21 protein-coding genes are annotated in these 26329 nt (G+C 40.9%); 9 read left to right on the plus strand and 12 right to left on the minus strand.

Annotated features, from left to right (window positions below):
- Positions 1-77 precede the first annotated feature (77 nt).
- Positions 78-2189, minus strand: coding sequence for a M3 family metallopeptidase (locus ABDW32_RS11120; RefSeq protein ID WP_343562363.1), 2112 nt, complete (start codon positions 2187-2189; stop codon positions 78-80).
- A gap of 169 nt (positions 2190-2358) precedes the next feature.
- On the opposite strand from ABDW32_RS11120, the gene ABDW32_RS11125 reads away from it, so the two are divergent.
- A complete protein-coding gene (locus tag ABDW32_RS11125) occupies positions 2359-3435 on the plus strand; it encodes a DUF4407 domain-containing protein (protein WP_343562365.1) in 1077 nt (358 codons plus the stop codon).
- A 168-nt stretch (positions 3436-3603) separates the two neighbouring features.
- On the opposite strand, the gene rmuC is transcribed toward ABDW32_RS11125, so the two are convergent.
- Both rmuC and ABDW32_RS11135 read right to left on the minus strand, forming a co-directional pair.
- Positions 3604-4926 carry a DNA recombination protein RmuC gene (gene rmuC, locus ABDW32_RS11130; protein WP_343562367.1) on the minus strand — a complete coding sequence of 441 codons (1323 nt, stop codon included), beginning with the start codon at positions 4924-4926 and terminating at the stop codon, positions 3604-3606.
- Positions 4927-5158: 232 nt separating this feature from the next.
- Complete coding sequence (locus ABDW32_RS11135) at positions 5159-6346, minus strand: formimidoylglutamase (RefSeq protein ID WP_343562369.1); 1188 nt, start codon at positions 6344-6346, stop codon at positions 5159-5161.
- 107 nt (positions 6347-6453) lie between these two features.
- On the opposite strand from ABDW32_RS11135, the gene ABDW32_RS11140 reads away from it, so the two are divergent.
- The 6 genes from ABDW32_RS11140 (at position 6454) to ABDW32_RS11165 (ending at position 14819) form a co-directional block, all read left to right on the plus strand.
- A complete protein-coding gene (locus ABDW32_RS11140; protein ID WP_343562371.1) occupies positions 6454-7425 on the plus strand; it encodes an NAD-dependent epimerase/dehydratase family protein in 972 nt (323 codons plus the stop codon).
- Between the two features lie 247 nt (positions 7426-7672).
- Positions 7673-8965, plus strand: coding sequence for an HAD-IB family phosphatase (locus tag ABDW32_RS11145; RefSeq protein WP_343562373.1), 1293 nt, complete (start codon positions 7673-7675; stop codon positions 8963-8965).
- Between the two features lie 175 nt (positions 8966-9140).
- Positions 9141-9725 (plus strand): hypothetical protein, encoded by a 585-nt coding sequence (locus ABDW32_RS11150; RefSeq protein ID WP_343562375.1) that lies wholly within the window; start codon positions 9141-9143, stop codon positions 9723-9725.
- A gap of 2 nt (positions 9726-9727) precedes the next feature.
- Entirely contained in the window at positions 9728-9859 is a 132-nt protein-coding gene (locus ABDW32_RS11155) for a hypothetical protein (RefSeq protein WP_343562377.1), read from the plus strand.
- Between the two features lie 214 nt (positions 9860-10073).
- The gene (gene mfd, locus ABDW32_RS11160; protein WP_343562379.1) at positions 10074-13412 is read left to right on the plus strand and encodes a transcription-repair coupling factor; all 3339 of its coding nucleotides are present in this window, start codon (positions 10074-10076) and stop codon (positions 13410-13412) included.
- Positions 13413-13628: 216 nt separating this feature from the next.
- Entirely contained in the window at positions 13629-14819 is a 1191-nt protein-coding gene (locus tag ABDW32_RS11165; protein WP_343562381.1) for an aminotransferase class I/II-fold pyridoxal phosphate-dependent enzyme, read from the plus strand.
- 92 nt (positions 14820-14911) lie between these two features.
- On the opposite strand, the gene galK is transcribed toward ABDW32_RS11165, so the two are convergent.
- From galK to ABDW32_RS11190, 5 genes are all read right to left on the minus strand, one after another.
- Positions 14912-16063 (minus strand): galactokinase, encoded by a 1152-nt coding sequence (gene galK, locus ABDW32_RS11170; RefSeq protein WP_343562383.1) that lies wholly within the window; start codon positions 16061-16063, stop codon positions 14912-14914.
- 2 nt (positions 16064-16065) lie between these two features.
- Positions 16066-17115 carry a UDP-glucose--hexose-1-phosphate uridylyltransferase gene (locus ABDW32_RS11175; RefSeq protein ID WP_343562385.1) on the minus strand — a complete coding sequence of 350 codons (1050 nt, stop codon included), beginning with the start codon at positions 17113-17115 and terminating at the stop codon, positions 16066-16068.
- Positions 17116-17315: 200 nt separating this feature from the next.
- Complete coding sequence (locus tag ABDW32_RS11180) at positions 17316-18590, minus strand: metallophosphoesterase (protein WP_343562646.1); 1275 nt, start codon at positions 18588-18590, stop codon at positions 17316-17318.
- A 12-nt stretch (positions 18591-18602) separates the two neighbouring features.
- Positions 18603-19637 (minus strand): ferrochelatase, encoded by a 1035-nt coding sequence (gene hemH / locus ABDW32_RS11185; RefSeq protein WP_343562387.1) that lies wholly within the window; start codon positions 19635-19637, stop codon positions 18603-18605.
- 79 nt (positions 19638-19716) lie between these two features.
- Positions 19717-20565, minus strand: a complete 849-nt coding sequence (locus tag ABDW32_RS11190; RefSeq protein WP_343562389.1) for a 4-hydroxy-3-methylbut-2-enyl diphosphate reductase — start codon at positions 20563-20565, stop codon at positions 19717-19719.
- Between the two features lie 300 nt (positions 20566-20865).
- Here ABDW32_RS11190 and ABDW32_RS11195 point away from each other — a divergent pair, with 300 nt between their 5' ends.
- The gene (locus ABDW32_RS11195; RefSeq protein ID WP_077437233.1) at positions 20866-21285 is read left to right on the plus strand and encodes a nucleoside-diphosphate kinase; all 420 of its coding nucleotides are present in this window, start codon (positions 20866-20868) and stop codon (positions 21283-21285) included.
- 106 nt (positions 21286-21391) lie between these two features.
- Here ABDW32_RS11195 and ABDW32_RS11200 read toward each other — a convergent pair whose 3' ends face one another.
- From ABDW32_RS11200 to ruvX, 3 genes are all read right to left on the minus strand, one after another.
- On the minus strand, positions 21392-22168 hold the full coding sequence (locus ABDW32_RS11200; RefSeq protein ID WP_343562391.1) for a class I SAM-dependent methyltransferase: 777 nt from the start codon (positions 22166-22168) through the stop codon (positions 21392-21394).
- Positions 22169-22491: 323 nt separating this feature from the next.
- Positions 22492-22920: an rRNA maturation RNase YbeY gene (ybeY, locus tag ABDW32_RS11205; RefSeq protein ID WP_343562393.1), complete on the minus strand. Its 429-nt coding sequence runs from the start codon at positions 22918-22920 to the stop codon at positions 22492-22494.
- Positions 22921-23057: 137 nt separating this feature from the next.
- Complete coding sequence (gene ruvX / locus ABDW32_RS11210; RefSeq protein WP_343562395.1) at positions 23058-23471, minus strand: Holliday junction resolvase RuvX; 414 nt, start codon at positions 23469-23471, stop codon at positions 23058-23060.
- 282 nt (positions 23472-23753) lie between these two features.
- Here ruvX and def point away from each other — a divergent pair, with 282 nt between their 5' ends.
- The gene (gene def, locus ABDW32_RS11215; protein WP_343562397.1) at positions 23754-24875 is read left to right on the plus strand and encodes a peptide deformylase; all 1122 of its coding nucleotides are present in this window, start codon (positions 23754-23756) and stop codon (positions 24873-24875) included.
- A gap of 117 nt (positions 24876-24992) precedes the next feature.
- Here def and ABDW32_RS11220 read toward each other — a convergent pair whose 3' ends face one another.
- Positions 24993-25982: an aspartate-semialdehyde dehydrogenase gene (locus ABDW32_RS11220; protein ID WP_120260404.1), complete on the minus strand. Its 990-nt coding sequence runs from the start codon at positions 25980-25982 to the stop codon at positions 24993-24995.
- Positions 25983-26329: the final 347 nt, after the last annotated feature.

Here is a 26329-nt window from a genome sequence, read left to right on the forward strand (position 1 = left end):
GTTTTTAGAATAACAAGTTTTAAAACAAAAAAAGGAGATATATTTTTTTATATCTCCTTTTTTTGTTTTGTAGTAGATTAATTCAATCCTCTTTTTTTCAGTAAATATTTCGGATCTGGGTCTGCTCCTCTAAAGATACGGTACATTTTTGCCGGATCATCTGTTCCTCCTTTTTCGAGGACATTCTTACGGAAGGAATCCGCTGTTGCTTTATCATACAAAGACTTTTCTTTGAATGCTGCAAAAGCATCTGAATCCAACACTTCCGACCAGATATAAGCATAGTATCCTGCAGAATAACCTCCAGCAAAGATATGCTGAAAATAAGTGCTTCTATAACGCGGAATAATTGCATCGATAACACCTATTTTCTTCATGGCCGCTTTCTCAAAGCCATTGACATCTTTTGAAATTTCTTTGGTTGTTGCATGGTAATCCATATCAAGCAATGCTGCTGACAGGTATTCCACAGTGGCAAATCCTTGATCAAAAGTGCCTGCTTTTTCCATTTTTTGGATTAAAGAATCAGGCATAGCCTCTTTGGTCTTAAAGTGTTTTGCATAGGTTTTTAGTACCTCGGGATCTGCAGCCCAATTTTCCATGATCTGAGATGGCAATTCGACAAAGTCACGTGGTACGGAAGTTCCAGCCATTGATCTGTAACGCACATTGGAAAGTAGACCATGTAAAGCATGTCCAAATTCGTGGAATAGTGTAGTTGCTTCATCAAATGTCAGCAATGCAGGATTTTTACCAACAGGTTTTGTGAAATTACAGACAATAGAAATTACCGGAGCAACGCGCTTACCATCTTTTGTGGACTGATCGCGGTAAGATGTCATCCAAGCACCGCCACGTTTGGATTCGCGCGGAAAGAAATCGGCATACAAAAGTCCCAGATGTGAGCCATCTTTGTCTTTCACCTCATACACTTCCACTTCTTTATGATAAGTCGGCACATTGTTTAGGGCAACAAATGTCAAACCATATAGTTTGTTTGCTACTGCGAAAGCGCCTTCGCGTACTGTAGGTAAACTCAAATAAGGTTTAATCTCATCTTCATCCAATGCAAAACGTTTTTTGCGGATAATTTCAGTGTAATATCTCCAATCGTAAGGTGCCACCGTAAAAGTACCACCTTCAGCTTTAATTTCTTTTGCGATATCAGCTTCTTCACCCTTGGCTTTTGCCAAAGCAGGTGTCCATAACTTATTCAACAAAGCATAGACATTTTCAGGTGTCTTAGCCATGGATTCTTCCAGAACGTAGGCTGCATGCGATTTATAGCCCAATAGTTTCGCCTTTTGCAGACGTAGATTAACAATTTTTTGAATGATTGCTTTGTTATCATTCGTATTATCATGGTTACCCCGCATCTGATATGCTTCCCAGATCTGTTTTCTCAAATCACGGTTTTTAGCATACTGCAAGAATGGCATTATCGAAGGATTCTGTAAGGTAAATACCCATTTATCCTTTTTCCCTTTGGCAACAGCTTCGTCAGCTGCGGCAGTTTTTAATGATTCAGGCAAACCTTCCAATTGGCTAGCAGAATCAAGCACCAATTGGTATGCATTGGTCTCCGCCAATAAATTTTGTCCGAATTGTGTTGTCAATGTCGAAAGTTCGGCATTGATTTTTTTCATTTTTTCTTTGTCAGCCTCTTTCAGGTTCGCGCCAGAACGTACAAAGCTCTTATAGGTCTCTTCCAAAAGTTTATTGTCCTGAGCATCCAGACCAAGTGTATTGCGGCCATTCCAAACCTCTTTGATTCTATCAAATAACTTGGCGTTCATCGAAATTTCATCCGAATGGCTAGACAATATTGGGGCTAGATCTTTTGCTATCGCCTGAATACTGTCATTTGTATTTGCACTATTAAGATTATGAAATACAGTAGATACATTATTTAATAAGCTGCCTGCATTTTCAAGGGCTACTATTGTATTTTGGAAAGTCGCTTTATCGGAGTTATTGACGATCGAGTCAATCTCCAGATTATGTACTTTTATCGCCTCTTCAAAGGCAGGTCTAAAATGTTCGTTTTTGATCTTGTCAAATGGTGGAACATTAAAGGGTGTTTCATAGGCTAATAAAAGAGGATTATCTGTCATCATTTTTTTTTCCTCACAACCAACAATCGCAGTTGCCATTAGCATTAAAAATGGCAAAAGTTGTCTTTTCTTCATATCGTCTGATTATTCCTGATTTTTTTTCAAAGATAATAAAATTAGGCAAATACGGGAGTGTCGTTTCTTTGTACAGGGAGAACCCGAAAAACCGTCATCCTATTGTAAAACAAAAACTTATTCGTAACGTTGTTAAAAATAATCTGTCAATTTGGAGAAAACTATTTAAATGAGTGCTATTAACCGTTTCTTTTGGAGATGTGCAGGTGTACATCAAGAAACTCTTGAAAAGTATCCGGAGGAGCATAGTAAGTACACAGCCATAGGTGCTACTATTTTTTTCACTGGATTGTTTGCCAGTCTTTCTGGCGGCTATGCGATGTATTTTGTGTTTAGTGGGGGAACATTGGACTGGCTGCTAGCCGTTGTATTTGGCATTATTTGGGGCTTAGCGATTTTCAACATGGATCGCTATATTGTATTGAGTATCAATAAATCCAAAAGCGGATGGATGCAACTCCTGCAAGCCCTACCCCGTATTCTGTTGGCGATTTTAATTGGTTTAGTTATTTCCCGGCCTTTGGAGCTGAAAATTTTCGACAAGGAGATCCGGGAGAATTTGCGGGTACGTTATCTGGCTGACCAACGTGCAAAAATCGATACCCTGAACAGCACATTCAACAAAAAATACAGCAATGAGGTCAATCAATTAAAGGCAACAAGTGTGGAACGTGATTCGCTGGAGTCCAGTATCAAGACCGATCGCACCAAATTGAATTATGAAATCTATGGTAATAAAACCACGGAAACCTCAGGGGTAATGGGTTATGGCCCTTATGCTAAAATGAAGGAAGAAGACCTCAAAAAGAAAGAAGCGTATCTGGACACGCTACGCAATAAGATAACAGCACAACAGAACGCGATCCGTCAAAAGCAAAAATTTGAAGGCATATTGGATCAAAAAGTTCTGTCAAATGCCTCGCTGGACAGTGCAGTCAACGTCGCAGGTTTCGCTGATCGCAATTCGGCGTTAGGTAATCTACGTTATGATGCTAATGGAAAGGTCAACGAATCCAATGCGAATGCGGTATTCTTTATTGCGCTACTGTTTGTCTTTTTAGAATGTCTTCCAGTGATTGTCAAGCTTTTGGCCGGACGGGATCCTTATGACAATGAAATCCAAAATCTACGCGCTTTACATGACTATGAATCGGACACCAATCTCGTTGCTGAAAAAGAGGCTGTTGATCGCTTAAAGGATACATATGTAGATGTGTCAATCAATAAACGGATGAAAGAGTTGTAAGGAGATACGAGTATTTAGTAGTGAGACTTTGGTGGTGTTAAGCCTTCGGCTTACGACCTTAGCTTGAGGATTGAAGAGCTTGTTTGCAAGAAGCCCAGCGCTTTTATGAGCAGCTCTTCAATCTTTTGTTGTTATGCCTGCGGAACCTGTCGGACAGGAGCATCTAAATTATTCATCTTCGTCCAGAAACTTAGCATCGATCTGCTTATTTGCCTTTGCGCCCAACCGCTTCAACTTCTCCACTTTTCCGATAACATTGCCAGCTCCAGTGGACAGCTTTTTGGTCGCATCCTCATGACTTTTTAATGCCCGTTCCAGCTGATTCTGAACCTGCTCCATATCCGTCAGGAAGCTCACAAATTTATCGTACAAACTTCCGGCTTCTTTGGCAATTTCAATCACATTGCGTGTCTGGCGTTCTTGTTTCCAGATACTGGCGATGGTACGCAATGTCGCCAACAGTGTCGAGGGGCTAACGATAACGACCTTTCGGTCCCAAGCATCACTGAATAGGTCTGGTTTTTCTGCGACGGACATGCTCAATGCCGATTCAATTGGCATAAATAATAGCACAAACTCAGGTGACTCAATCCCATATAGCTCGTGGTAATTTTTGGCGGAGAGCTCCTTGACATGATTTTCAACCGACTGTACATGTTGCTTCGCGAAAATTGCCCGGTCTTCATCGGTCTCGGCGTTCACCCAACGCTCATACGCAATCAAAGAGACCTTGGAGTCCACAACAAGATGTTTATCTTCGGGGAGATCAATAATTGCATCGGGCTGCATTCTCCGCCCTTCTGCATCCATCAGAGAAACCTGAAGCCTAAATTCACGGTCTTTCATCAGTCCCGAACGTTCCAGAACTCTTTCCAAAATCACTTCCCCCCAATTCCCCTGCTTTTTTGTATCTCCTTTTAATGCTTTGGTGAGGCTATTGGCTTCATCTTTAATCTGGAGGCTCTGTTCGACCAACTGCAGCACAACACCTTTCAGGGAATTTCGTTCGGCCGCTTCCTGATTATAATTTTTATCTACCTTCTCTTCAAATAGTTTGATTTTTTCCTTTAAAGGATCCAGGATCAGACCCAGCGAACGGTGGTTTGTTTCAGTAAATTTCTGTGTTTTCTCTTCCAGAATTTTATTGGCGATCACTTGAAATTCATTGTTAAACTGCCTTTTTATTTCGGCAATTTCATTTTTTTGCTCCTGAAACTTATCCAGCTGCGCCTCGTAAAAGGAACGTGTACTTTCAAGCGAACGTTCGGCAACGAGTAGATTTTCCCGCTCCTTGTCCAATTCACTTCTGAGCATCAAACGTTCTTCCAGCAAACTTTGTTCCCGTTGCTGGGAGCGTGCTAGCTCTATTTTCAATGTTTCCACTTCTTTATTTTGGGTTACACCCACGTTGGCAGCACCATTTCTTTTCAATACCAAAATGATTAAAATGACCAGCAATAGGACAATTCCTGCGAAAAAAAATAATTCCATAATTTATATTTTATGAGAACAGCAGCTCCTTATCCATTCTGACAAAAATGCTGCGATCAAATTTTATTAATGATAAGTTTGTCTACTTATAGCGATATACAATGGTCTTCTTGCGCCATCACATCGTTATTAATTGAGTAATGTATGTCATCGCCATTGGAGCATGCTTTCCTCACTCCGACATGAATTGAGGCGTTCATCAAGTCTCCTCAAGATACTGCTGTAAGCTTAGTTACTGCAGCTTCTGGTGAGTCTTCCACCACAGATCGGGCATTTCACCAGAAACGGCGAGTTGATAATCTTCATAGCGGCATGGCACAAGATAATATCGTTCATTGACCGATTTTGAGCCAAAATAAGGTACTTGTATCCACCAGCGGTCAGACTTTTTACTTTTCACAAAAACCAATTCATGCTCCTCATTTTCAAGGGTTGTACGGTAGATAATATAGGACGATTTGGGATATAATGGTGTATCTTGCTTGCGATTATAATAACCATCAATAAAACACCAGATCATTTGTGACACCAACATGGCTGTTTGTTCCATGGGATCGAATGTTGGGTTTAATTCATAGAAACCAATAGAGCTGCATTTATCTGACATGCCTGCATAGCGTGCGAGCTGACAGGCTTCGTCACCGTACAAACCATTTGGCATTGCATTGGCATTGCCCGGAGCCTCTGATGACCGTATGGCGCCGATATCGAAACTAATCAGGTCAGCAGCCCGGATCAGAGGTTCAGACTGATCCATTTTACCCGCGATCATCCCCAAGCGAGTAGCGTTAAAGAACAATTTGTCATACATATTGATAGACTCTTTGCTGACAAGGTAGGTCTGATAAGCAATGGAATTCAGGTTAAACAAATAATCGGGCTGATGCAGAATAATATGATTGACATAAGACCGGGAATTGAGGCTGACGTTTTCAGCTTCCTCCTGATTGAGATCAAAACGTGAATCCACAATGGCAAGTTCAATCTTACGTTCCAAATTCTGATACCCCAGGTATTGCGCATAGGTCAGATCCTGTCCACCTCCAATAATGATCGGAAGGATATTGGCTTTTACCAATTCTTCTACCACAGCTTTCAAAGCTACATAGGTATCCTGAATGCTATTACCGGCTTTTATATTGCCCAAATCGACAATATTCATCCTATAATCACCTTGATAAAGCGTATAAAGGTGTTTGCGTACAGCATCCGGGGCTTTAGCTGTCCCATTATTATTAACTGATGCCCGATCTTCCTGTACACCGATAATGGCCAATTGGGGCGGTTCATTTTCCTCCCAGGTAGGAAAATCTGTTTCATAAGCCTGAATCACATTCCCTAACTGGGAATTTAAGAAACCATGCTCCGGAGAAATACCTGCAATTGAAATCGGACTAAAGAATACGGACAATGATGACATAAGCTATAATTTGTTTAAAACATCTTATTTTTCGGGATGCAACTCTCACAAATATCCATTTATTAACTAACTTTTGAAAACATTATTTTTAACAGTATCTTTATCAGGTGATATTAATAACAGGAGGAACAGGTTTTTTAGGATCTACATTGATCAAACAATTGATAGATCAGGGAATTGACGTCATTGCGACCAAGAGAGCTCAATCGACTATTCCAGCCGCTTTGTTATCTTCATCATTGATCCAATGGATTGATGCGGATATCACCAATTATTTTGAACTGGAAGATGCGCTGGAAGGTGTGACCAAGGTGTATCATTGTGCGGCGCTGGTCTCCTATCAGAAAAAAGATGCAAAATCTCTCTTTAAGGTCAATGTAGAAGGAACGGCGAATATTGTCAACCTTTGTTTAGAAAAAAACATTCGCCTGCTCCATGTGAGTTCAATCGCCGCATTGGGAACCAACAAGAATAACTTACCCGTATCTGAAAAAGACCATTGGGAACATAGCCCAACGACTTCCAATTATGCGCTATCCAAATATCAGGCGGAAATGGAAGTGTGGCGGGGGATTACCGAGGGGCTCGATGCCGTTATTGTAAACCCCTCTGTAATATTGGGTGCCGCGGCCAAAGATAAAGGATCTGGTGCCATATTCTCGATGATACATAAGGGATTAAAATTTTATCCCAAAGGAAGTGTGGGGATTGTTGATGTAGAAGACGTCGCGACGATTATGATCCAGTTGATGGAAAAAGATGAAATCACGGCTGAGCGCTATATTATCAATCACCTCAACATTCCCAATAAGGATTTGCTGAGTGTGGCCAGTGTCCTGATGAACAAGCCTGAACCCACGATTGAGGTCTCCGAAACACTTCTTCAGATCGCATCCACTGTTTCCAGCATGCTTTCTGTTTTCAAGAAGACAGACTCTTCCCTGACCAAAGAAACGGCAGCAGCATCAAGTGCGAAACTGCAATACTCCAATGCGAAGCTACAGTCACTCTTGAACCACAGTTACCGTCCACTGGAACAAACATTAAAAGAAATCGCAAATTTATACAGCAAGCAGTAAAAACAAAATATTAATCAACCGAACCCTGAACCCGTCATGAGCTTAGTAAACTACGATTAAAAATAAAGAAACCATCACAAGCCACAGCTGCTTGCAGAGGAATTGAATCGTTTGCCCATAATCGCTTCATCGCCGTTAAACAACAAATAATTAAGATGAAACCATCATGAGTTAAGCAAGTCAAAGTTCGATAGCAATAAGTAGCCCTCATGATAGCTTCATCACCATTAAAAAACAAATAATTAAGATGAAAAACTATTACATCATTGATTTTGATAGTACATTTACCCAAGTAGAAGCACTCGATGAGCTCGCCCGGATCTCCCTCGAAAATCATCCTGACCGCGAATCTATCTACAATGAAATTGAAAGGTATACCAATCTTGCCATGGAGGGAAAGCTCTCTTTCCGTGAAGCATTGGCTGGCCGAGTGAAATTACTGAATGCCAACAGAAGCCACTTGGATAAACTGGTATCTCATCTCAAGAAAAAAGTTTCAACTTCCTTCTCGCGCAACCGCGAGTTTTTCAAAAAACATTCGGACACAGCCTGGATTGTTTCCGGTGGTTTTAAGGAATTTATCACGCCTGTAGTAACACCTTATCATATCAAAACCGAGAATATCTACGCCAATACATTTCGATTTGACGAGGAGGGCAATATTATCGGATTTGATGAGGAAAATCCATTATCCAATGAAGGCGGGAAAGTACAGCTCTTAAAACAGCTGAATATCGAGGGGCGGCTTTTTGGTATCGGTGACGGTTATTCGGATTTCCAGTTGAAAGAATCGGGTTTAATCGAAAAGTTCTTTGCCTTTACGGAGAATATCCAACGAAAAAGTGTCACCGAAAAAGCGGATTTTATCACTCCAAGTTTTGATGAATTCCTCTATGTCAATGATCTACCTCGTGCGATCTCGTATCCTAAAAACCGTATTCTTTGTCTTATTGTCGGGGATGTTCCGGAAATTGCTGCCCATATTTTGAAGCGAGATGGTTTCTCGATCCGTACAAAAGAGACGTTCGAAGAGAAATATGTAAAAGATGTCGGCATGCTTCTGCTAGGTGACAATATTGACATCACTGACGAACAGCTCCAACAGGCTGATAAATTAAAAACAATAGGTTATTTGGGTGATATCAAGGGGCATATCAATAAAGATATCTGCAACGCTAAGGGAATTGTCGTGTTTGATGACAAGAAGGGGAAAAAGAAAAATTCAGAATTTATTCCACGCCGTATGGCCGAATTTATCAACAACGGTGACACCTACTTGAGCCGCAATTTCCCAAATCTGGTTTTACCGAAAGTAAAACAGGTAACAAGATTGCTGCACATTCATAAAAACGTACCGGGTATCATGGCACAGATCAATAAGGTGTATGCGCAAAACAACATTAATATCGTCGCACAGTTCTTAATGACCAAAGGTGACATCGGCTATGCGGTAACTGATATCCAGGGTGAATATGATAAAGATCTATTGAAACAATTGAAACAGATTGAAAATACCATCAAGTTTAGAATATTGTATTAACAATTAACCGGCTGAGTTATGCTGTAGGGTCGGGATGATACTTTTCGCCTACATCATCAGGACGCTGAGAAGAAATGGATAAAGGGGCAAGGATAACGGACTATTAGCTGAACAATCAGGAGTCTTTTATCTTTGCTCTTTCATTGCGAATAACAAGATAATTTTACGTAATATTATGTCTCTACATCAAGATGCCGAGTTAAAGAAAGCTGTCCTTGAGCTTCCACAAAAAGAAAAAGACAAATTACTTGTCCGTCTGATCAGTAAGGACAAAATGCTGATGAAACAATTGCATTTTCAATTGCTGGAGAACGAATATGATCTGGAGGAACGTATTGATAAATTGCGGAAGCAATTAGCTCAACTATTTGACATCGGAACAAGCCAGATTGGCAATACACCGCATCACAGCAATTTTATCGGGCTGAGCAAGCTGGTCAAACAGGCAAGTGGCCTGGTGAACGAGCATGAGAAAGTGACCAAAGACAAAACCAGTGAAGCTGAATTCCGTTTTTATATTTTACAACGGGTCATAGGCGACTATGAGCGGTTATTTGATTCATCCTATCAATCGGCAGCCCATAAATTGCACAAATATATCACGGGCCGTATTAAACATGCGGTTGGTAAATATGATAAACTGCATGAAGACTTTCAGTTCGATTATCGGGAAGATTTTCAAAACACGCTACATGCTTTTGGCAATACCACATTAAAAAGCTATATTAGTGAACAGCGAATTGAGCTTGACCTAAGTTAATCATGAGAAACAGCAAAAACCGTGTTAAAATTGGATCCTATCGTGTCACTGCCTATGAGCAGCATAAATTACTTTATCTAGCGATACTTTTGATCATATTGGCTTTTGCCTATACATTGCACTTAGCAACGTAGTTCTTTGCGGAATCTCAATGGCTAGTATTCCCTGAGCGGTAGTATAATTGCTCGGCTGCCACACTATTTCAGCCCACAATTCATAGGACATTCCCTTTTTGTTCTAGCAGTAAAAATTCTTCTCTTGATTATTTTTTTACCAAAAAATTTAGCACAACATACCACATACTTAAGAGGATTTAATTAAATTCGCAATTATTCGAAATTTTTGCTCGTGGGAATTCAAGAAATACTAGAAAAATACAGCCAAAGCGAATCAGTCCAGTCGCTTACAAAGGGTATGCAATCCAAAAATCCAAAGATTCAACTCAAAGGTCTTATCGGTTCTTCGGATGCATTTATTGCCGTCTCCTCCTACAAATTGCAGGAGCGTCCAATGGTGTTTATTTTGCCAACACATGAAGATGCCTCCTACTTTTTAAGTGACCTGGAAAGCTTACTGGACAAACAGGTACTTTTTTTCCCCTCCTCTTACCGAAAAGCTTTTGATTTCACACAGACAGATTCGGCAAATGTACTGCAGCGAGCAGAAACATTAAGTTCGCTCAATCATACGTCGGAATTGCCAAAGATGGTGGTCACCTACCCGGAAGCAATTGCTGAAAAGGTCATCAATCGTACGGATCTGGAGAAAAACACGCTGGAGATTACTGAAAATACGGCTTTAAGTATTGATTTTATCAATGAGTTTTTGATCGAATATGATTTCGAACGTGTAGATTTTGTCTATGAACCCGGACAATTTGCAATACGGGGCGGCATCGTGGATATCTTTTCTTTCTCGAACGACCTTCCCTACCGCATCGAATTCTTTGGCGATGATATTGAACGTATTCGGACATTTGACATTGAATCTCAGCTCTCGGTCAATAAAATACATAAGGTTACCATTGTGCCTAATGTGCAGGCCAAGTTCCTGACTTCGCAGCATATTTCCTTGCTGGAATACATTGATCAGGGGGCTTCCATCTGGATTAAAGACGCCCAGTTCACGCTTGATATTGTCAAGGATGGCTTAAAAAAAGCAAAACAACTGTGGGTTAGCCTGACCGACAAACAGAAGAAAGATAATCCGGACTGGCATGATCCCGAGCATGAGTTTACGGATGAGAAAAACCTAAATGCCTTATTTTTTGATTTTCCGATCATTGAGTTTGGGAAACAGTTTTTCTATAAGGGGGAAATCGTTCTCAAATTTGACATCCATCCGCAGCCTTCTTTTAATAAAGACTTTAATCTGCTGATCCATAATTTCAAGGAAAATGAGAGTCATCGCATCCAGAACCTGATTTTTTCGGATTCAACGAAACAGGTAGAGCGGATCTATACAATATTGGAGGATCTGGACAAATCGGCTACTTTTATTCCTATTCACAAAGCACTGCGTGAAGGCTTTAGGGACGACAGCTTGAAATTAGCCTGTTATACGGATCATCAGATTTTTGACCGATACTACAAATACAAGCGCAAAAAAGCTTACGAACGTTCGCAGGCGATTACATTGAAAGATCTAAGGGATCTCAAACCCGGAGATTTTATCACGCACATTGACCATGGCGTTGGTCGATATGGTGGCCTTGAAAAAGTCGACGTCAACGGTAAATCACAGGAGATGATCCGGCTGATCTATGCAGACAATGATTTGCTTTACGTCAATATCAACTCCTTAAACCGGATTTCAAAATATTCCGGCAAGGAGGGTACTGTCCCCAAGATGAACAAGCTCGGTACAGATGCCTGGGATAAATTAAAGAAGACAACCAAGAAGAAGGTAAAAGATATCGCACGCGACCTGATTATGCTCTATGCCAAACGGAAGGCTCAACATGGCAATGCCTTCTCTCCAGACAGCTATTTGCAAAATGAACTGGAAGCATCGTTTATCTATGAGGATACACCAGATCAGGAAAAGGCGACCGCAGATGTAAAAAAGGATATGGAATCACCGCATCCAATGGACCGGTTGATCTGCGGTGATGTCGGATTTGGAAAGACAGAAGTTGCCATCCGGGCAGCATTTAAAGCCGTAGCAGATAGCAAACAGGTCGCTGTATTGGTTCCAACAACCATCTTGGCATTACAGCATCATCGGACATTTACAGAGCGTCTAAAAGGATTACCTTGTAATATTGATTATATCAATCGTTTTAAAACGACCAAACAGATCAAAGAGACGCTTTCGAGATTGGCAGAAGGAAAAATAGATATTATTATCGGTACCCATCGCTTGGTCAGCAAGGATGTCAAATTCAAGGACCTGGGCTTAATGATCATAGATGAAGAGCAAAAGTTTGGTGTAGCGGTGAAGGAAAAACTGAAAGTGATGCGTGCTAATGTAGACTCGCTGACCTTAACAGCGACCCCCATCCCAAGAACCTTACATTTCTCCTTAATGGGAGCGCGCGACTTAAGTATCATCTCTACCCCTCCTCCAAATCGTCAACCGGTACAGACCGAGCTGCATGTCTTTAATGAGGCTTTGATCGGCGAAGCAGTCAGTTATGAACTCGATCGGGGTGGACAGGTATTCTTTATCCACAACCGTGTCGCGGACCTTCCCCAGCTGGGGAATTTAATCCGCAAGCTGGTACCCGGAGCACGTGTCGGTGTTGCCCACGGTCAGCTAGAAGGAGATGAACTGGAAGATGTGATGCTTAAATTCATTAACCATGATTTTGACGTATTGATCGCAACAACGATTATTGAAGCAGGCCTTGATATACCGAATGCCAATACCATTATCATTAACCATGCGCACATGTTTGGCCTCAGTGATCTGCACCAGATGCGCGGGCGTGTAGGACGTTCGAACAAGAAAGCCTTCTGTTATTTATTGAGCCCGCCATTATCGACATTGACGCCGGAGGCATACAAACGGCTTTCGGCGATTGAGGAATTCTCAGAGCTGGGCTCAGGCTTTAATGTTGCGATGCGGGATTTGGATATCCGGGGTTCAGGAAATTTACTGGGTGGCGAGCAGTCGGGCTTTATTGCTGAAATAGGATTTGAAATGTATCACAAAATCTTGGATGAAGCCATTCAGGAGCTGAAAGACGATGAGTTCTCGGAGGTCTTTGCAGATGAAAAAGAACGCAAATATGTTTCCTTTACACAAATCGATACCGATCTTGAGGTATTAATCCCGGATGAATACGTAACAAATATTACGGAACGTTATAATCTCTATACGGAGCTTTCCAAACTCGAGAACGAACAGCAGCTGGCGGCATTTGAAAAAGAACTCGAAGACCGCTTTGGTCCAATCCCGCACGAAGTGTTCGAGCTATTCAATACCTTACGCCTGCAATGGTTTGGAAAAACAATTGGCTTCGAAAAGATATCCTATAAAAAGAATACACTAAAAGGCTATTTTGTGAATAACCCAAAATCGAGCTATTTTGAATCGGATCAATTCGGCAGGGTGCTGTCATTTGTACAGTCCCACCCTGAGATCAGTAACCTCAAAGAAGTAAAAGGGCAACTTCGCCTTGCGCTAAGTAATGTCAATACAATCAGCTACGCGCTAAACCTCCTCAAACAGATGTTATCCTAAAACTATCGGATTATCCTTTATAAATAAAATCTACTTATTTTGTAGATTTTATTTATATTTGGTAGACAAGAAAAGCCTTCCTATTGTGCACGCACTAGGCACAAATCACAATAAGAAGATTTTTCATTGGCTATCAAGACCAGAAATATCCAATAATCAAATGCATGGGTTTTATTGATGCCAACAAAAAACGAACACTGATCAATAAAAATTAGCATGGCATCCAATACCGAAACGATACTCGTCCATGAAGGACAACATTTCAATCCAACTGCTGCAGTAACTGCTCCTATCTTTCAAACATCAACTTATATTGCGGACAGTGATCCAGCGGAATACATCAAGGCCGCGACGGAGCCCAAACATCCTTATTTTTATCACCGGCATGGTAATCCAACCAACAGCCAGGTTGCGGCCGTAGTGGCTAAACTGGAGAAAACAGAAGATGCACTTGTATTTGCCACAGGCATGGCTGCGATCAGTACAGCCATACTAGCTATCGTGAAATCCGGGGACCACATCGTTGCACAACATGCTCATTACTCTGGTACGGCTATTTTTTTCAAAGAGTTTCTGAGCGACTATGGTATTACGGTAACTGCGGTAGATCAAACAGATACTAAGGCCTTTGCCGATGCTATTCAGGAAAACACCAAACTTATCTATATTGAAACTCCTTCCAATCCGAATTTAAATATTACGGACCTAAAGGCCGTTGGTGAAATAGCCAAACAACATAATATTTTGAGTATGGTTGACAATACCTTTGCCTCCCCTATAAACCAGACGCCGCGGGACTTTGGGATTGATATCATTGTGCATAGCGCCACGAAATATTTGGGTGGACACAGCGATCTAACCGCTGGAGTTGTCTGCGGAAGTCAGGACTATATTGCGAAAGTCTGGAAACGCAGTGTTGCTTTGGGAGCGTCTTTGGCCCCAATGGACTCTTGGCTACTGCTCCGTGGACTAAAAACGCTGAGTCTACGTGTGAAACAGATCAATGCAAATGCCTTAGCACTTGCGCACTTTCTAGATCAGCATCCGAAGATAAAGAAGGTAAGTTATCCAGGACTTTCCAGTCACCCCCAGCATAAACTGGCGGCCCGTCAGATGAACGGTTTCTCAGGAATGATCTGTATTGAGATCGATGGAAAGGATGAAGAACAGGCCTTTAAAAATGCACAGGCTTTAATAAACAACCTGAACATATTTATCAATGCTGCCAGTTTAGGCGGTGTAGAGTCATTGATCGTACATCCGGCCAGCATGTGGGGTGGCCATCATACACAAGCACAGAAGGAAGCTTCTGGAATCACATTAGGCATGCTGCGTATCTCTGTGGGTATTGAAAATGTTGCAGATTTAATTGATGACCTCGAGCAGGCGTTGGGGAAACTTGATTAAATTTGGGGACAGTCCAGCTTTAATCCCATAAAATCAAAGAGCGGGCAAGTGTTAAAAACTGCCCGCTCTCCTCAACTTTATGTATTTATTAGTTAAAGTACACGGGTACCATTGGCAATTTCGACCTGGATAACGGAAAGTTCCTTATCAAATTTCTGTTGATATTCTTTCTCCAATTTCGGTAAAATTGAGGCTACGGCACCTTCTTTAACAATATTGATTGTACAGCCACCAAAGCCACCGCCCATCATCCGGGCACCAATGACTTCGGGGAATTGCCTTACATAATCAACCAGATAATCCAGCTCGGGGCAACTCACTTCATATACTTTGCTCAAGCCCTCATGACTCTCGAAAATATATTGTCCTAACTGTGTAATATCTCCTGCAGATAATGCTTCGCAAGACTTCTCTACCCGTTCATTTTCACGGACAACAAAACTTGCTTTAGCATAGATATCTGCATCTTTATCTTTAACCAGTTCATCGAGCATATCCACTGTAACATCCCTCAAATTTTTAACCTGAGGATATTTTTCTCTTACCCATGATGATGCTTGCTCACATTGCTCTCTACGTGTATTGTAAGCCGTTGAAGCGAGAGAATGTTTGACGTTGGTATTCAATAGCACTACCTCATATCCTTTGAGGTCCAATGGCACATATTCAAACCCTAGGGAACGACAGTCGAGCTTAATGACATTTTTTTCTTTTCCAAAAGCAGAAGCAAACTGATCCATGATGCCACACATCACACCGGCATAGGTATGCTCTGCTTTTTGTGCGATCTGCGGAATATCAATCTGTTCCACATTTAATTGAAACAGTTCACTAAGGGCCAAAGTAACAGCACATTCTACTGCTGCTGAAGAAGATAAGCCGGCGCCCAAGGGCACATCACCATCGATATAAAGATTAAACCCACCCAACACGGCACCTCTTTTCTGGTATTGATCCACCACACCAAGGATATAATTCGGCCAATGCTTTTCTGAAATAGCGATTTCATTTAATTGGACGTCATGGCTTTCTTGGTAATCTTCGGCATACAATACAATATTATCGTCCGCACGCTTGCTGACAGCAACATAGATCGCCTTGTCAATAGCCGCTGGTAGGACAAATCCATCGTTATAATCCGTATGCTCCCCAATGATATTAATCCGTCCAGGAGAGGACACCACAAGGGGTTCTTCCTGATATAAGCTTTTAAATTTATTTACTATAGTTTCTTTTGCGATCATTCTTACTTAGATTTATAATGTATAGTAGCACAATTCCGTAATTGTTCGGCCGCGACTTCGGGTGTAATATCCCGTTGCGGGTTGGCGAGCATCTCATAGCCAACCATAAATTTTTTGACGGTCGCTGAGCGTAACAAGGGTGGATAGAAATGCATATGCCAATGCCATTCTGGATGATCCCCATCATTTACTGGGGCTTGGTGCATACCAGCAGAATATGGAAAGGACGTTTTGAAAAGATTATCGTACCGTGTGGTTAATAATTTAAGAATCGCGGCAAAGTCTTGCTTTTCTTTTTCGTCAAATGCAGCAATATTTTGCACAGGCCGTTTGCTTATGATCATTGTTTCATAAGGCCAAGCAGCCCAAAAAGGCACCAAAGAAACAAAAGAATCGTTCTCATCGATAACACGCTCTTCTTTTCGTAATTCAGCTTGGACGTAATCAGCCAATAAGGTACGCTGATTCTTGTCAAAATACTTTTTCTGCTGAACACATTCTTTCTGAATTTCTACCGGTAAATGATTCTGTGACCAGATCTGTCCATGCGGATGCGGATTACTACAACCCATAATAGCGCCCTTATTTTCAAAAATCTGGATATAACGTATCCATTCTACCTTAGATAGTTCTCCAAATTCTTTTTGCCAAAGATCTATTACAGCCTTTATAGCTGCTTGTTCCATTTCGGGCAGCGTGAGGTCATGACGTGGCGTAAATGCAATAACTTTACAGATTCCCTTTTCAGTCTCAGCAATAAACAATTCATCCTCATTAAATTCCTGTTGGCTGGTATCTTTCAATAATGCCGAAAAATCGTTGACAAAAACAAAGCTTTCTTTATAATCTGGATTGATATCCCCATCCGCCCGTTTATTGGTTGGACACAAATAGCACTTGGGATCATAAGCTGGCCTATCATCGCCCGGTAGGTCCTCTACTTGTCCCTGCCATGGTCGCTTGCTGCGATGTGGGGACACAAGTACTTTTTCCCCGGTAAGAATATTAACGCGTGTGTGAGGGGAATCCCCAAAGTTTAAAGTTGATTGCATGTTATGTATAACTGGTGTACAGAATACACAATATTAGCTTTTTTAAGTAAAAAGTTAAAATTAAAAAGTAAAATTATCTAAAGATGAGTTCTTTAAAGCTTTGCAAAAAAGGTATTAAAATCATCGCCCCACTTTTTGTTAGTCATTTCTAGGGTTGAGTAAGCCAATGGCCGGAACGCCTAAAGTCTTCATGCAGGAGGTTAAGCCTTAAATTTCGGATCTTGCCCTTTGATTAACTCAAAAATAGTAATTTCCGGAAGGATTCCAACACGACCTGGATAACCCAAGAAACCATAGCCTACGTTGACATATAAACGCTTGTTTTCTTGCGCGCGATATAATCCCGCCCATTCTTTATAAATATACTGTACAGGGCTCCATTGCAACATTTCTGAACGGACGCCAAACTGCATACCATGGGTATGGCCTGCAAACATCACATCGACATCGGTATCCAATACCTGAGCGCGCCAATGGGATGGATCGTGAGACAATAGTAATTTAACAGGTTGTTCCTCGGTTCCGGTCAATGCCTTTTTGATATCGCCATGTTTTGGGAAACGGCCTGTTCCCCAGTTCTGCACCCCAACGATACAGAGTTCTTCTCCATCTACTTTGATTTTGCGATTTTCGTCCATTAACAGGTCCCATCCCATTACTTTATGGACATCAATCACGTCTTTCAGGTTTTTCCGCTTTGCCGGAGAATCCTCTTTCCCGTAATAGTAATCCCCATAGTCATGGTTGCCCAATGTTGAAAATACACCAAGGTCAGATTTCACCCGCGCAAATATATCCTGGTATTCGCGCATTTCGGACGCCTGGGCATTCACAATATCTCCTGTAAAGAATGTTACATCAGCCTTTTCCTTCAACAACATATCTATTCCTCCCGTTACAGCGGTCTTGTTATAAAAGGATCCTGAATGCACATCGGATATCTGTGCGATTGTCATCCCATGGAAAGCCTTTGGCAGATTAGGCAAGTATAAGGGGACCCTTCTAACGCGATAATCATATGCACCGGAGATAATTCCCCAGCTCAGTGGAATCAGCGGTGAAGCTCCAATTAAAATCCCTGCTTTGGTCAAAAATTCGGATCTGCTGATACCTTTCACCGGATTTTCGGGTAACGGTTCTTCAGCATCTTCAACAACATCCTCAACAGATTCTTTCTTACTGAACAGCCGTTTGACCCAGACGCCACCGCGACGGATATCATCGAGCAATAAAATTAAAAAGAAAAATATCTTTGAAGCTGCTGTCAGAAAGAATCCAACCAAAATAACGGATCTTACGATCAATGGAATATTGTATTTGGCAGATATAAAAACACCTAATAACAATAGTACTGAATACGACCACCACAATACGGTGAATATTTTTGTTTTGGGAAATTTAATCTTCGTAGCACGCAGGGCAAAAAAGATATAAAAATCTAAAATGAGTAAAACACATGCATTTACTAACAACATCATCAATTCGTTTTAATTTTTGGCATTGAGTGCCAATTGCTTCAGAGAGGCAATCCATTTAGGGTCGTCATTCAGACTTTCCACCAAACAGACTTCTTCTCCACCTAAATCTTTGAATTCATTCGCATATTCTACGCCAATTTCATCAATAGTCTCAATACAGTCAGCCACAAAGGCCGGACTGAAGACCAATAACTTTTTGTAGCCTTTACCAGCGAGGTCATGCAACAGATCGGAAGTATACGGTTGAATCCACGGTTCTTTACCCAATCGAGACTGAAAGCACAGGGAGTACTGTTCTTTCTTTAACCCTAATTTATCAACAATAGCCCGGGTCGTTGCATAACACTGAGAAACATAACAATAGGTATTGACATTTGTTTTGCAGGAATCACAACCGGACTCAGGGCATTTTAGTTTGCCTGTAGGATCCACTTTACCTAACTGTCTGACTGGAAGGCCGTGATAGCTAAAAACAAAATGGTCAAAATGTGAAAGATCATATTTTCGCGCATGATCCGCAAAGGTCTCTGCCATTAATTCATCCGCACAGAAATTGCTTACAAAACTGATCTCAGGCAGATAGTTCCATTTGCGGATCAGCTCCATCACGCGGTCAATGACCGAACCTGAAGTAGCTGACGCATACTGGGGAAATAACGGAATGACACGAATAGATTCGAGCAGCATCCCCTCCATCTTGTGCAGTGCAGACTCAATGGATGGATTCTGGTAACGCATCGCCAGTTCGACATGGTACTCCTCACCTAACGACTCCTGCAACAAATCCCGCTGTAGTATACTATAATGCATCAAGGGTGATCCAGTTTCCTTATCCCAGATTGTTTCGTAAATTTTTGCTGATTTTGGTGCACGGGTACGAGCAATAATTCCTTTCACCAATAACGTCCGCTGGAAATAAGGAATATCGATGACGCGGGGGTCCATTAAGAATTCGGTCAAATATTTTTTTACGTCTGGAGTAGTTGGACTATCGGGTGTACCTAACTGTACTAAAAGAATCCCTTTTTTGGCTTTATTGCTCATAGTCTACAAAAATAAACAAAAAAGCATGTATCGCAGATTTACTTGCGTAATATGAAATATCTGTGACGGGTAAAATCGTCTAGAACGCTTCTAAAGCAGCTTTTACATCTTTCATCAGCCACATTGGGGTTGAGGTTGCCCCACATATACCAATACGGTCGCCTTCAATAAAAACTGAAGCATCCAATTCGGCAGGGTCTGAAATAAAGTAACTTTCAGGGTTGGCTTTTTGGCAGACTTCAAATAGCACTTTTCCGTTCGAAGACTTCTTACCGGACACAAAAACAATTTTGTCATATTGTCTGGCAAAGGCGCCAAGATCCTCATATCTGTTAGACACTTGCCTGCAGATGGTATCATTGGCCTTGACTTCATAACCTCTCCTGATCAGCTCCTCTTTGATGGCATAGAATTTATCCACGCTTTTTGTTGTCTGACTATAGAGCGTAAATGAAGCTGGCAAATCGGCATCGTCCAGTTCAGCTATATCTTGAAATACAAGCGCTTCATTATTTGTCTGTCCCTGCAAGCCGACGACCTCCGCATGGCCATGCTTTCCAAATATCAGGATCTTTTCATCCTGGTCAAAAGAGGTCTTGATTCGATTCTGCAATTTGAGAACGACCGGGCAAGAAGCATCAATTAGGGTAATATTGTTTTCTAACGCGATACGATAGGTTTCTGGCGCTTCGCCGTGTGCACGGATCAGCACTTTCTCGTTTTGTAGTGTAGGCAATGCAGCATGATCAATAATACGCAATCCTTTGGCTTTCAAGCGCGCGACTTCTTCATCATTGTGTACGATATCGCCAAGACAATAGAGGTAACCATCCTCTTCCAAAATCTCCTCCGCCATATCGATGGCGTATACCACTCCAAAGCAAAAGCCGGAATCTTTATCGATGTCTACTGTTAGATTTAATGCCATAACATTACAAAGTTACATATTCATATCGAATATATTTATCGAATAGATTTGTTTACAGTTGATTTTTTATTTCGGCCGATTATCTGTTGCCAATGAGCCTATTACATTTTTTAAGACAAAAAGATGTGCAATGGAAGGGAGAGGACCGGACCTACGTGTTCAGCACAATCAAACTGGCCTTGTTTTACGACCATCTGCACATTAAATTAACACACTAAGGCGAATAAATTGTTCCTATATAAGTCTAATTATATTGCATATAAAAAGCAATTTATCTAAGTTTGCAAAAAAATTAAAATAATGGCAACTAACAGAACTTTTACGATGATTAAACCTGACGCAGTAGCGAACGGTCACATCGGTGCAATCTTAAACGATATTATTGCTGGTGGTTTCAAAATCATCGCAATGAAATACATTCAATTATCAAAAGAAACTGCTGGCGCATTTTATGCAGTGCACAAAGAACGTCCTTTCTATGGTGAATTGGTAGAATTTATGACTTCAGGTCCTATCGTTGCTGCAATCCTAGAAAAAGACAACGCAGTTGAAGATTTCCGTACATTAATCGGTGCTACCAATCCAGCTGATGCAGCGGAAGGTACAATCCGTAATAAATATGCTAAATCTATCGATGCTAACGCTATCCACGGATCTGATTCTGATGAAAATGCGGCTATCGAAGGTAACTTCTTCTTCTCTCAATTTGAAAGATTTTAATCATTAGTAATGTGATAAAAAAAAGCGTTGTACTGTTGTACAACGCTTTTTTTATGGCAGAACATTGACTTCCGATAAGTTAGCAAATCGAAGGTTGATCAATCTGCTATCGCCACATAAATCCACCTATCCTAAAAAAGCGGAGGAATTTGTTGATCGCAGTCAGGGCAGGTTTCTTAATTTTCCATTTTAAGCCACTGATACCTGTTGGAGGGGCATCAAAATCTTTTACTGTGGCGGTTCCGGTTCTCATATGTGTCGGCGGTTCCCGCTTAAGCTTTTCAATAATCAGTATGCTATCGTAATAATGCAAAGAATTGACCGACCGAGTAAATTCATTAACTTTAAGCCCACGCTGCTCTGAATGGTAGGCATTGATGTAGTCAATAAAGTTCTTACTATATTCGATAAATGTACCATTGCGTTTATGTCCTCCGCCATAAAAAACCTGGTAAGAGGTATGCAGATCTTCGCAAAGGTAAACCCCATTATCTTTTACATGTCCAAATAGCTCTTCAAATGTAATAATCTGTTGCAACATAGTATGTCCGCCATCATCTATCAGGATATCTATTGGCGGGATTGACTCTTTCACTTTACGAAGGAATTTGCGGTCTGACTGAGATCCGATAAATATTTCGACATTTTCCTCTTCCAGCGCCTTACAATTGGGGTTGATATCTACCCCATAGATTTTTGCTTTGTCGCCGAAATATTTCTTCCACATCTGTAGGCTTCCACCTTGAAAGACACCAATTTCCAATACAACGATCTCTTTGTCTTTAAATCGGCGGAAATGGCGGTCATATACATCGAAATAATGCATCCATTTGTTGATCAGTTTGGCATTGTTATTCCGGAAATACTCCTCTAATTCGTTCATATCAGACACGCTATAAATGGTTTAGACAATTTGTATTTTGAAGCTAATCAAATATAATCGAAAAGACAAGTTTTTCAGAGGAAAACGTACGGGTAAGATATCGCGGTTGTATTTTACAATTTGTGCTTTATTTAGAGGGCAAATTTTAGCCAAAAAGGCAGATCATTTACATAAAAAATCCGCAAAATGCGGTAAAAAGAGCGCCACTTCACAGCATGGATATCTGAATAAGGCTCTATAGAAAGGCAAAATTAAAGATAGGCTAAGATAAAAAAAAACAGGGTATCCAATGGCTTGGATACCCCAATATTGGATATAAAAATCTAGAAATTTCTTTTTCCTAGATACTCATCTTCCTTGGCGGTCATCTTTGCTTTATCTGCCGGTTTTTTGTCTGGATATCCACACAGGTGCATAACTCCGTGAATAATGACCCGGTGCAATTCATCACGCTCGGCAACATTAAATTTTTGTGCATTCTCCTGAATGCGCTCCACACTGATAAAAATATCGCCAGCAATGGTATCTTCATCTTCGGACGAATCGAACGTAACGATGTCGGTATAGGTATCGTGATTCAGATATTCTTTATTGATCTCCAACAGATAGGCGTCCGAGCAAAGGATAAAATTCAGTTCGCCCACACGTTTAAACCCCTCATCCTTAATCGCGTTAGCAATCCATTGACGGATCTTGCCTTTTTCTTTTAGTTTGAAATCTATGTCTTCTGTAAAAAATAATATGCTTTTCATCTGTAATTATTATTAAATGAGCTCCCCGGCCTCCGTTTTTATTCGATCAGCAAGATGGGTTTTATGATCAACCAACCACGATCTCCAATCAAGTAAGTCAGTTGTTGAGCGCAAGGATATTCATCCCAAATGTTAATTTAGAAACCACGGCTATCCATATAGCTCTGTAAAATAATTGTTGCCGAAACCGTGTCTATCAAACCTTTCTGCTGACGGTCTTTTTTCTTTTTGCCACTTTGAGCAATGGCTGCGGAGGCCATTTTTGAAGTAAAGCGTTCGTCAATTTCCACAACTGGGATAGCCGGATAGGTCTTTTTCAGTTTGCGCACAAAGCCTACCACATGCGCAGCTGATTCGGAATCCGATCCATCCAGCTGCTTGGGTTTGCCAACAACGAATGTTTCGATCGCCTCAGTTTGCTGATATTCTGTCAAGAAGTCCCAGACATCCTGCGGATGCACTGTCGTCAGTGCCGTGGCAATAATCTGCATTGGATCGGTGACTGCAATCCCAATTCGTTTTGTACCGTAATCAAATGCCATTAATCTCATGGACCTATTTTTTTTACAAAAGTACAATTTAGATTTGAGTATCAAGATATGAGCGCGCTGAGATTCTACTTCTGCATGTGATTAGCTCACGAAACGTCAACATTTTTTTATTTTTTATTGTATAAAACTCCAATTCATTAAAAAAACTATAACTTTGATAGACTATTAAAAATATACATGAAAAAAACAGTTATTGCCAGTCTCTTTGTTGCCTTTTGCCTATATGGTCATGCCCAGAGCAATTATGAGCAGTAAATATTAGCACAACGCAAGGAAAAAGCTGTGGAATTAGCCAAAGAGCAATTTGGTCCACTAAAAGCAGAACAAGTAGCGTCTTTAGATTACTTCCCAGTAAATCCAACCTATAAAATTAAAGCTAAAATAGAGGTCTTATTTGATGAACCTGTCTTTCGTATGCCCACCTATGATGGTACCAGTAACGAATACAAACGTTATGCAGTTGTGACATTTCCGCTGAACGGGGCAGAAAGAACATTGAATATTTACCAGAGTGTATCCTTATTTCAAAATCCTGCCTACAAAAAACATTTATTTTTACCATTTTTAGATCAGACAAACGGCCAGGAGAGTTATAGTGGCGGACGCTATATCGACTTATCCACAGATGACATCAAGGGCAACAGCATTGAGATAGACTTTAATAAGGCTTACAATCCTTATTGTGCCTACAGCAACGGCTATCGTTGTCCTGTTCCCCCAGTTGAAAACACTTTAGAAACAAAAATTATGGCAGGAGAAAAAGCCTTTCATAAAGCGAAGAATGAGCGACCGGTCAACTTGAATGCCGGGCAAGAATTTACAGAAGCTGACAAGAAGATTATTCTATCAGGGGATGAAAACACACTTCTTCGTGTATTACAAACTACCGATGAAAAAGATTTAAAGGTATTGAAAGCAACAAGCAGTGATGTTAAGTACAATGATCCGTTGATAGAGACGCTGTCCAAGCGGATGTTTGCCACAGTGCGCGACCCGAATCATCCGGGGGTAGGAATAGCTGCACCCCAAATTGGGATCAACAAGAATCTCATTTGGGTACAGCGGTTTGACAAACCGGAGCAACCTTTTGAGTTCTATATCAATCCTAAAATCCTATGGCGTTCAAAGCTAAAACGAAAAGGCGCCGAAGGCTGTCTATCCATCCCGAATCGCAAAGAAGACGTTTTGCGGAGCTACGCGATCCGTTTACAATACATCAATAAAGATGGAAAAGTTATCGAAGAAAATATTGAAGGGTTTACCGCAGTAATCTTCCAGCATGAAACGGATCACCTCTTCGGCATATTATTTCCTGACCGACTGGAAGAGCAGGAAAAAGACAGCTATGTACCATTGAATGATAAGATTGATTTTTCCATCTTGCCAAAGACTTTGACACCATAGCAACAGATTTGTTAGACATCCACACAGTGCATAGCTAGCTATCACGCAGGTATGAGGAACAAAAAGAGCCCCCATGAACTGCTTCATGGGGGCTCAATATGATGGAATCTACTTGAGTTAGATCAATCCTTTTTCTGCCAATAGTTCAGCAACTTGAACAGCATTTGTTGCTGCGCCTTTACGCAAGTTGTCTGCTACTACCCACATATTTAGTGTATTTGGTTGTGAGTCATCACGACGGATACGTCCTACAAAAACCTCATCTCTACCGTGCGCATCTTTTGGCATCGGGTATTGAAGATTAGCAGGATCATCAACAACAATACAACCACTTTGAGCAGCTAATGCAGCACGTACATCATTTAAATCAAAGTCGTTTTCGAATTCAATGTTCAATGATTCGGAGTGTCCACCCATTACAGGAATACGTACAGTTGTTGCTGTCACCTTGATCGAATCGTCACGCATGATTTTGTTTGTTTCCAAAATCATTTTCATTTCCTCTTTGGTGTAGCCATTTTCCTGGAATACATCGATATGTGGAATGACATTCAAATCAATCTGATAAGGATAAGCTTTTTCGCCTTCTTTACCGGCACGTTCATCCATCAACTGGTTAACAGCTTTGACGCCGGTACCTGTTACGGACTGATAAGTCGAAACAACGACACGTTTGATTTTATATTTATCATGTAATGGTTTTAACGCCACTACCATTTGAATAGTTGAGCAATTTGGATTTGCGATGATCTTGTCATCAGCAGATAACACATCGCCATTTACTTCTGGAACGACCAACTTCTTTGTCGGATCCATACGCCATGCTGAAGAATTGTCAATAACTGTAATCCCAGCTTCTGCAAATTTTGGTGCAAATTCTTTGGACGTGTCACCTCCAGCGGAGAACAATGCAACATCAGGTTTCAAAGCAATAGCCTCAGATGGTGTAACCACCTTATACTTCTTTCCCTTGAATTCAATTTCCTTACCCTTGCTACGCTCTGAAGCTACTGGAATCAATTCTGTTACTGGGAAATTTCGCGCCGCCAACACGGTTAGCATCTCAGTACCTACAAGGCCTGTTGCGCCGACTACTGCCACTTTCATTTTTGTCTGTGTTTAAATTGTGTATATAAATTTGATTTTGTTTTTAGTTGATTCTTGAAGAATGAATTCTTCAAATTTAAAAAATATTCCCTAATTACACTATTAAAATAACAAAATATAGCTTGCTCTGCTAAAAAAGTCACAACTCCCGCTCTTTTTTTATCGTTAATCAAAAAGCGAGCGATATAAAACCTAGTATATGGCATTAAAAAACAGCGTATCGATAATTCAAAAAAAATAAAAATTTTCGCTGCTCGTTCAAAAAAAAAGAACAAACGATTGAAACGGTTTAAAATCTCATAAAAACAGTGCCAAGAGTCTATAAATTAACATTTTTAGAAGACTGC

The sequence above is a fragment of the Sphingobacterium sp. genome, from assembly GCF_039596235.1.
GTDB lineage: Bacteria > Bacteroidota > Bacteroidia > Sphingobacteriales > Sphingobacteriaceae > Sphingobacterium.

Excerpts from the sequence above, each read along its gene's own strand:
- ABDW32_RS11120 (WP_343562363.1), bottom strand. The coding sequence starts at position 2,189 with ATGAAGAAAAGACAACTTTTGCCATTTTTAATGCTAATGGCAACTGCG.
- ABDW32_RS11125 (WP_343562365.1), top strand. The coding sequence starts at position 2,359 with ATGAGTGCTATTAACCGTTTCTTTTGGAGATGTGCAGGTGTACATCAA.
- rmuC (WP_343562367.1), bottom strand. The coding sequence starts at position 4,926 with ATGGAATTATTTTTTTTCGCAGGAATTGTCCTATTGCTGGTCATTTTA.
- ABDW32_RS11135 (WP_343562369.1), bottom strand. The coding sequence starts at position 6,346 with ATGTCATCATTGTCCGTATTCTTTAGTCCGATTTCAATTGCAGGTATT.
- ABDW32_RS11145 (WP_343562373.1), top strand. The coding sequence starts at position 7,673 with ATGAAAAACTATTACATCATTGATTTTGATAGTACATTTACCCAAGTA.
- ABDW32_RS11150 (WP_343562375.1), top strand. The coding sequence starts at position 9,141 with ATGTCTCTACATCAAGATGCCGAGTTAAAGAAAGCTGTCCTTGAGCTT.
- ABDW32_RS11155 (WP_343562377.1), top strand. The coding sequence starts at position 9,728 with ATGAGAAACAGCAAAAACCGTGTTAAAATTGGATCCTATCGTGTCACT.
- ABDW32_RS11165 (WP_343562381.1), top strand. The coding sequence starts at position 13,629 with ATGGCATCCAATACCGAAACGATACTCGTCCATGAAGGACAACATTTC.
- galK (WP_343562383.1), bottom strand. The coding sequence starts at position 16,063 with ATGATCGCAAAAGAAACTATAGTAAATAAATTTAAAAGCTTATATCAG.
- ABDW32_RS11175 (WP_343562385.1), bottom strand. The coding sequence starts at position 17,115 with ATGCAATCAACTTTAAACTTTGGGGATTCCCCTCACACACGCGTTAAT.
- ABDW32_RS11180 (WP_343562646.1), bottom strand. The coding sequence starts at position 18,590 with ATGTTGTTAGTAAATGCATGTGTTTTACTCATTTTAGATTTTTATATC.
- hemH (WP_343562387.1), bottom strand. The coding sequence starts at position 19,637 with ATGAGCAATAAAGCCAAAAAAGGGATTCTTTTAGTACAGTTAGGTACA.
- ABDW32_RS11190 (WP_343562389.1), bottom strand. The coding sequence starts at position 20,565 with ATGGCATTAAATCTAACAGTAGACATCGATAAAGATTCCGGCTTTTGC.
- ABDW32_RS11195 (WP_077437233.1), top strand. The coding sequence starts at position 20,866 with ATGGCAACTAACAGAACTTTTACGATGATTAAACCTGACGCAGTAGCG.
- ABDW32_RS11200 (WP_343562391.1), bottom strand. The coding sequence starts at position 22,168 with ATGAACGAATTAGAGGAGTATTTCCGGAATAACAATGCCAAACTGATC.
- ybeY (WP_343562393.1), bottom strand. The coding sequence starts at position 22,920 with ATGAAAAGCATATTATTTTTTACAGAAGACATAGATTTCAAACTAAAA.
- ruvX (WP_343562395.1), bottom strand. The coding sequence starts at position 23,471 with ATGAGATTAATGGCATTTGATTACGGTACAAAACGAATTGGGATTGCA.
- ABDW32_RS11220 (WP_120260404.1), bottom strand. The coding sequence starts at position 25,982 with ATGAAAGTGGCAGTAGTCGGCGCAACAGGCCTTGTAGGTACTGAGATG.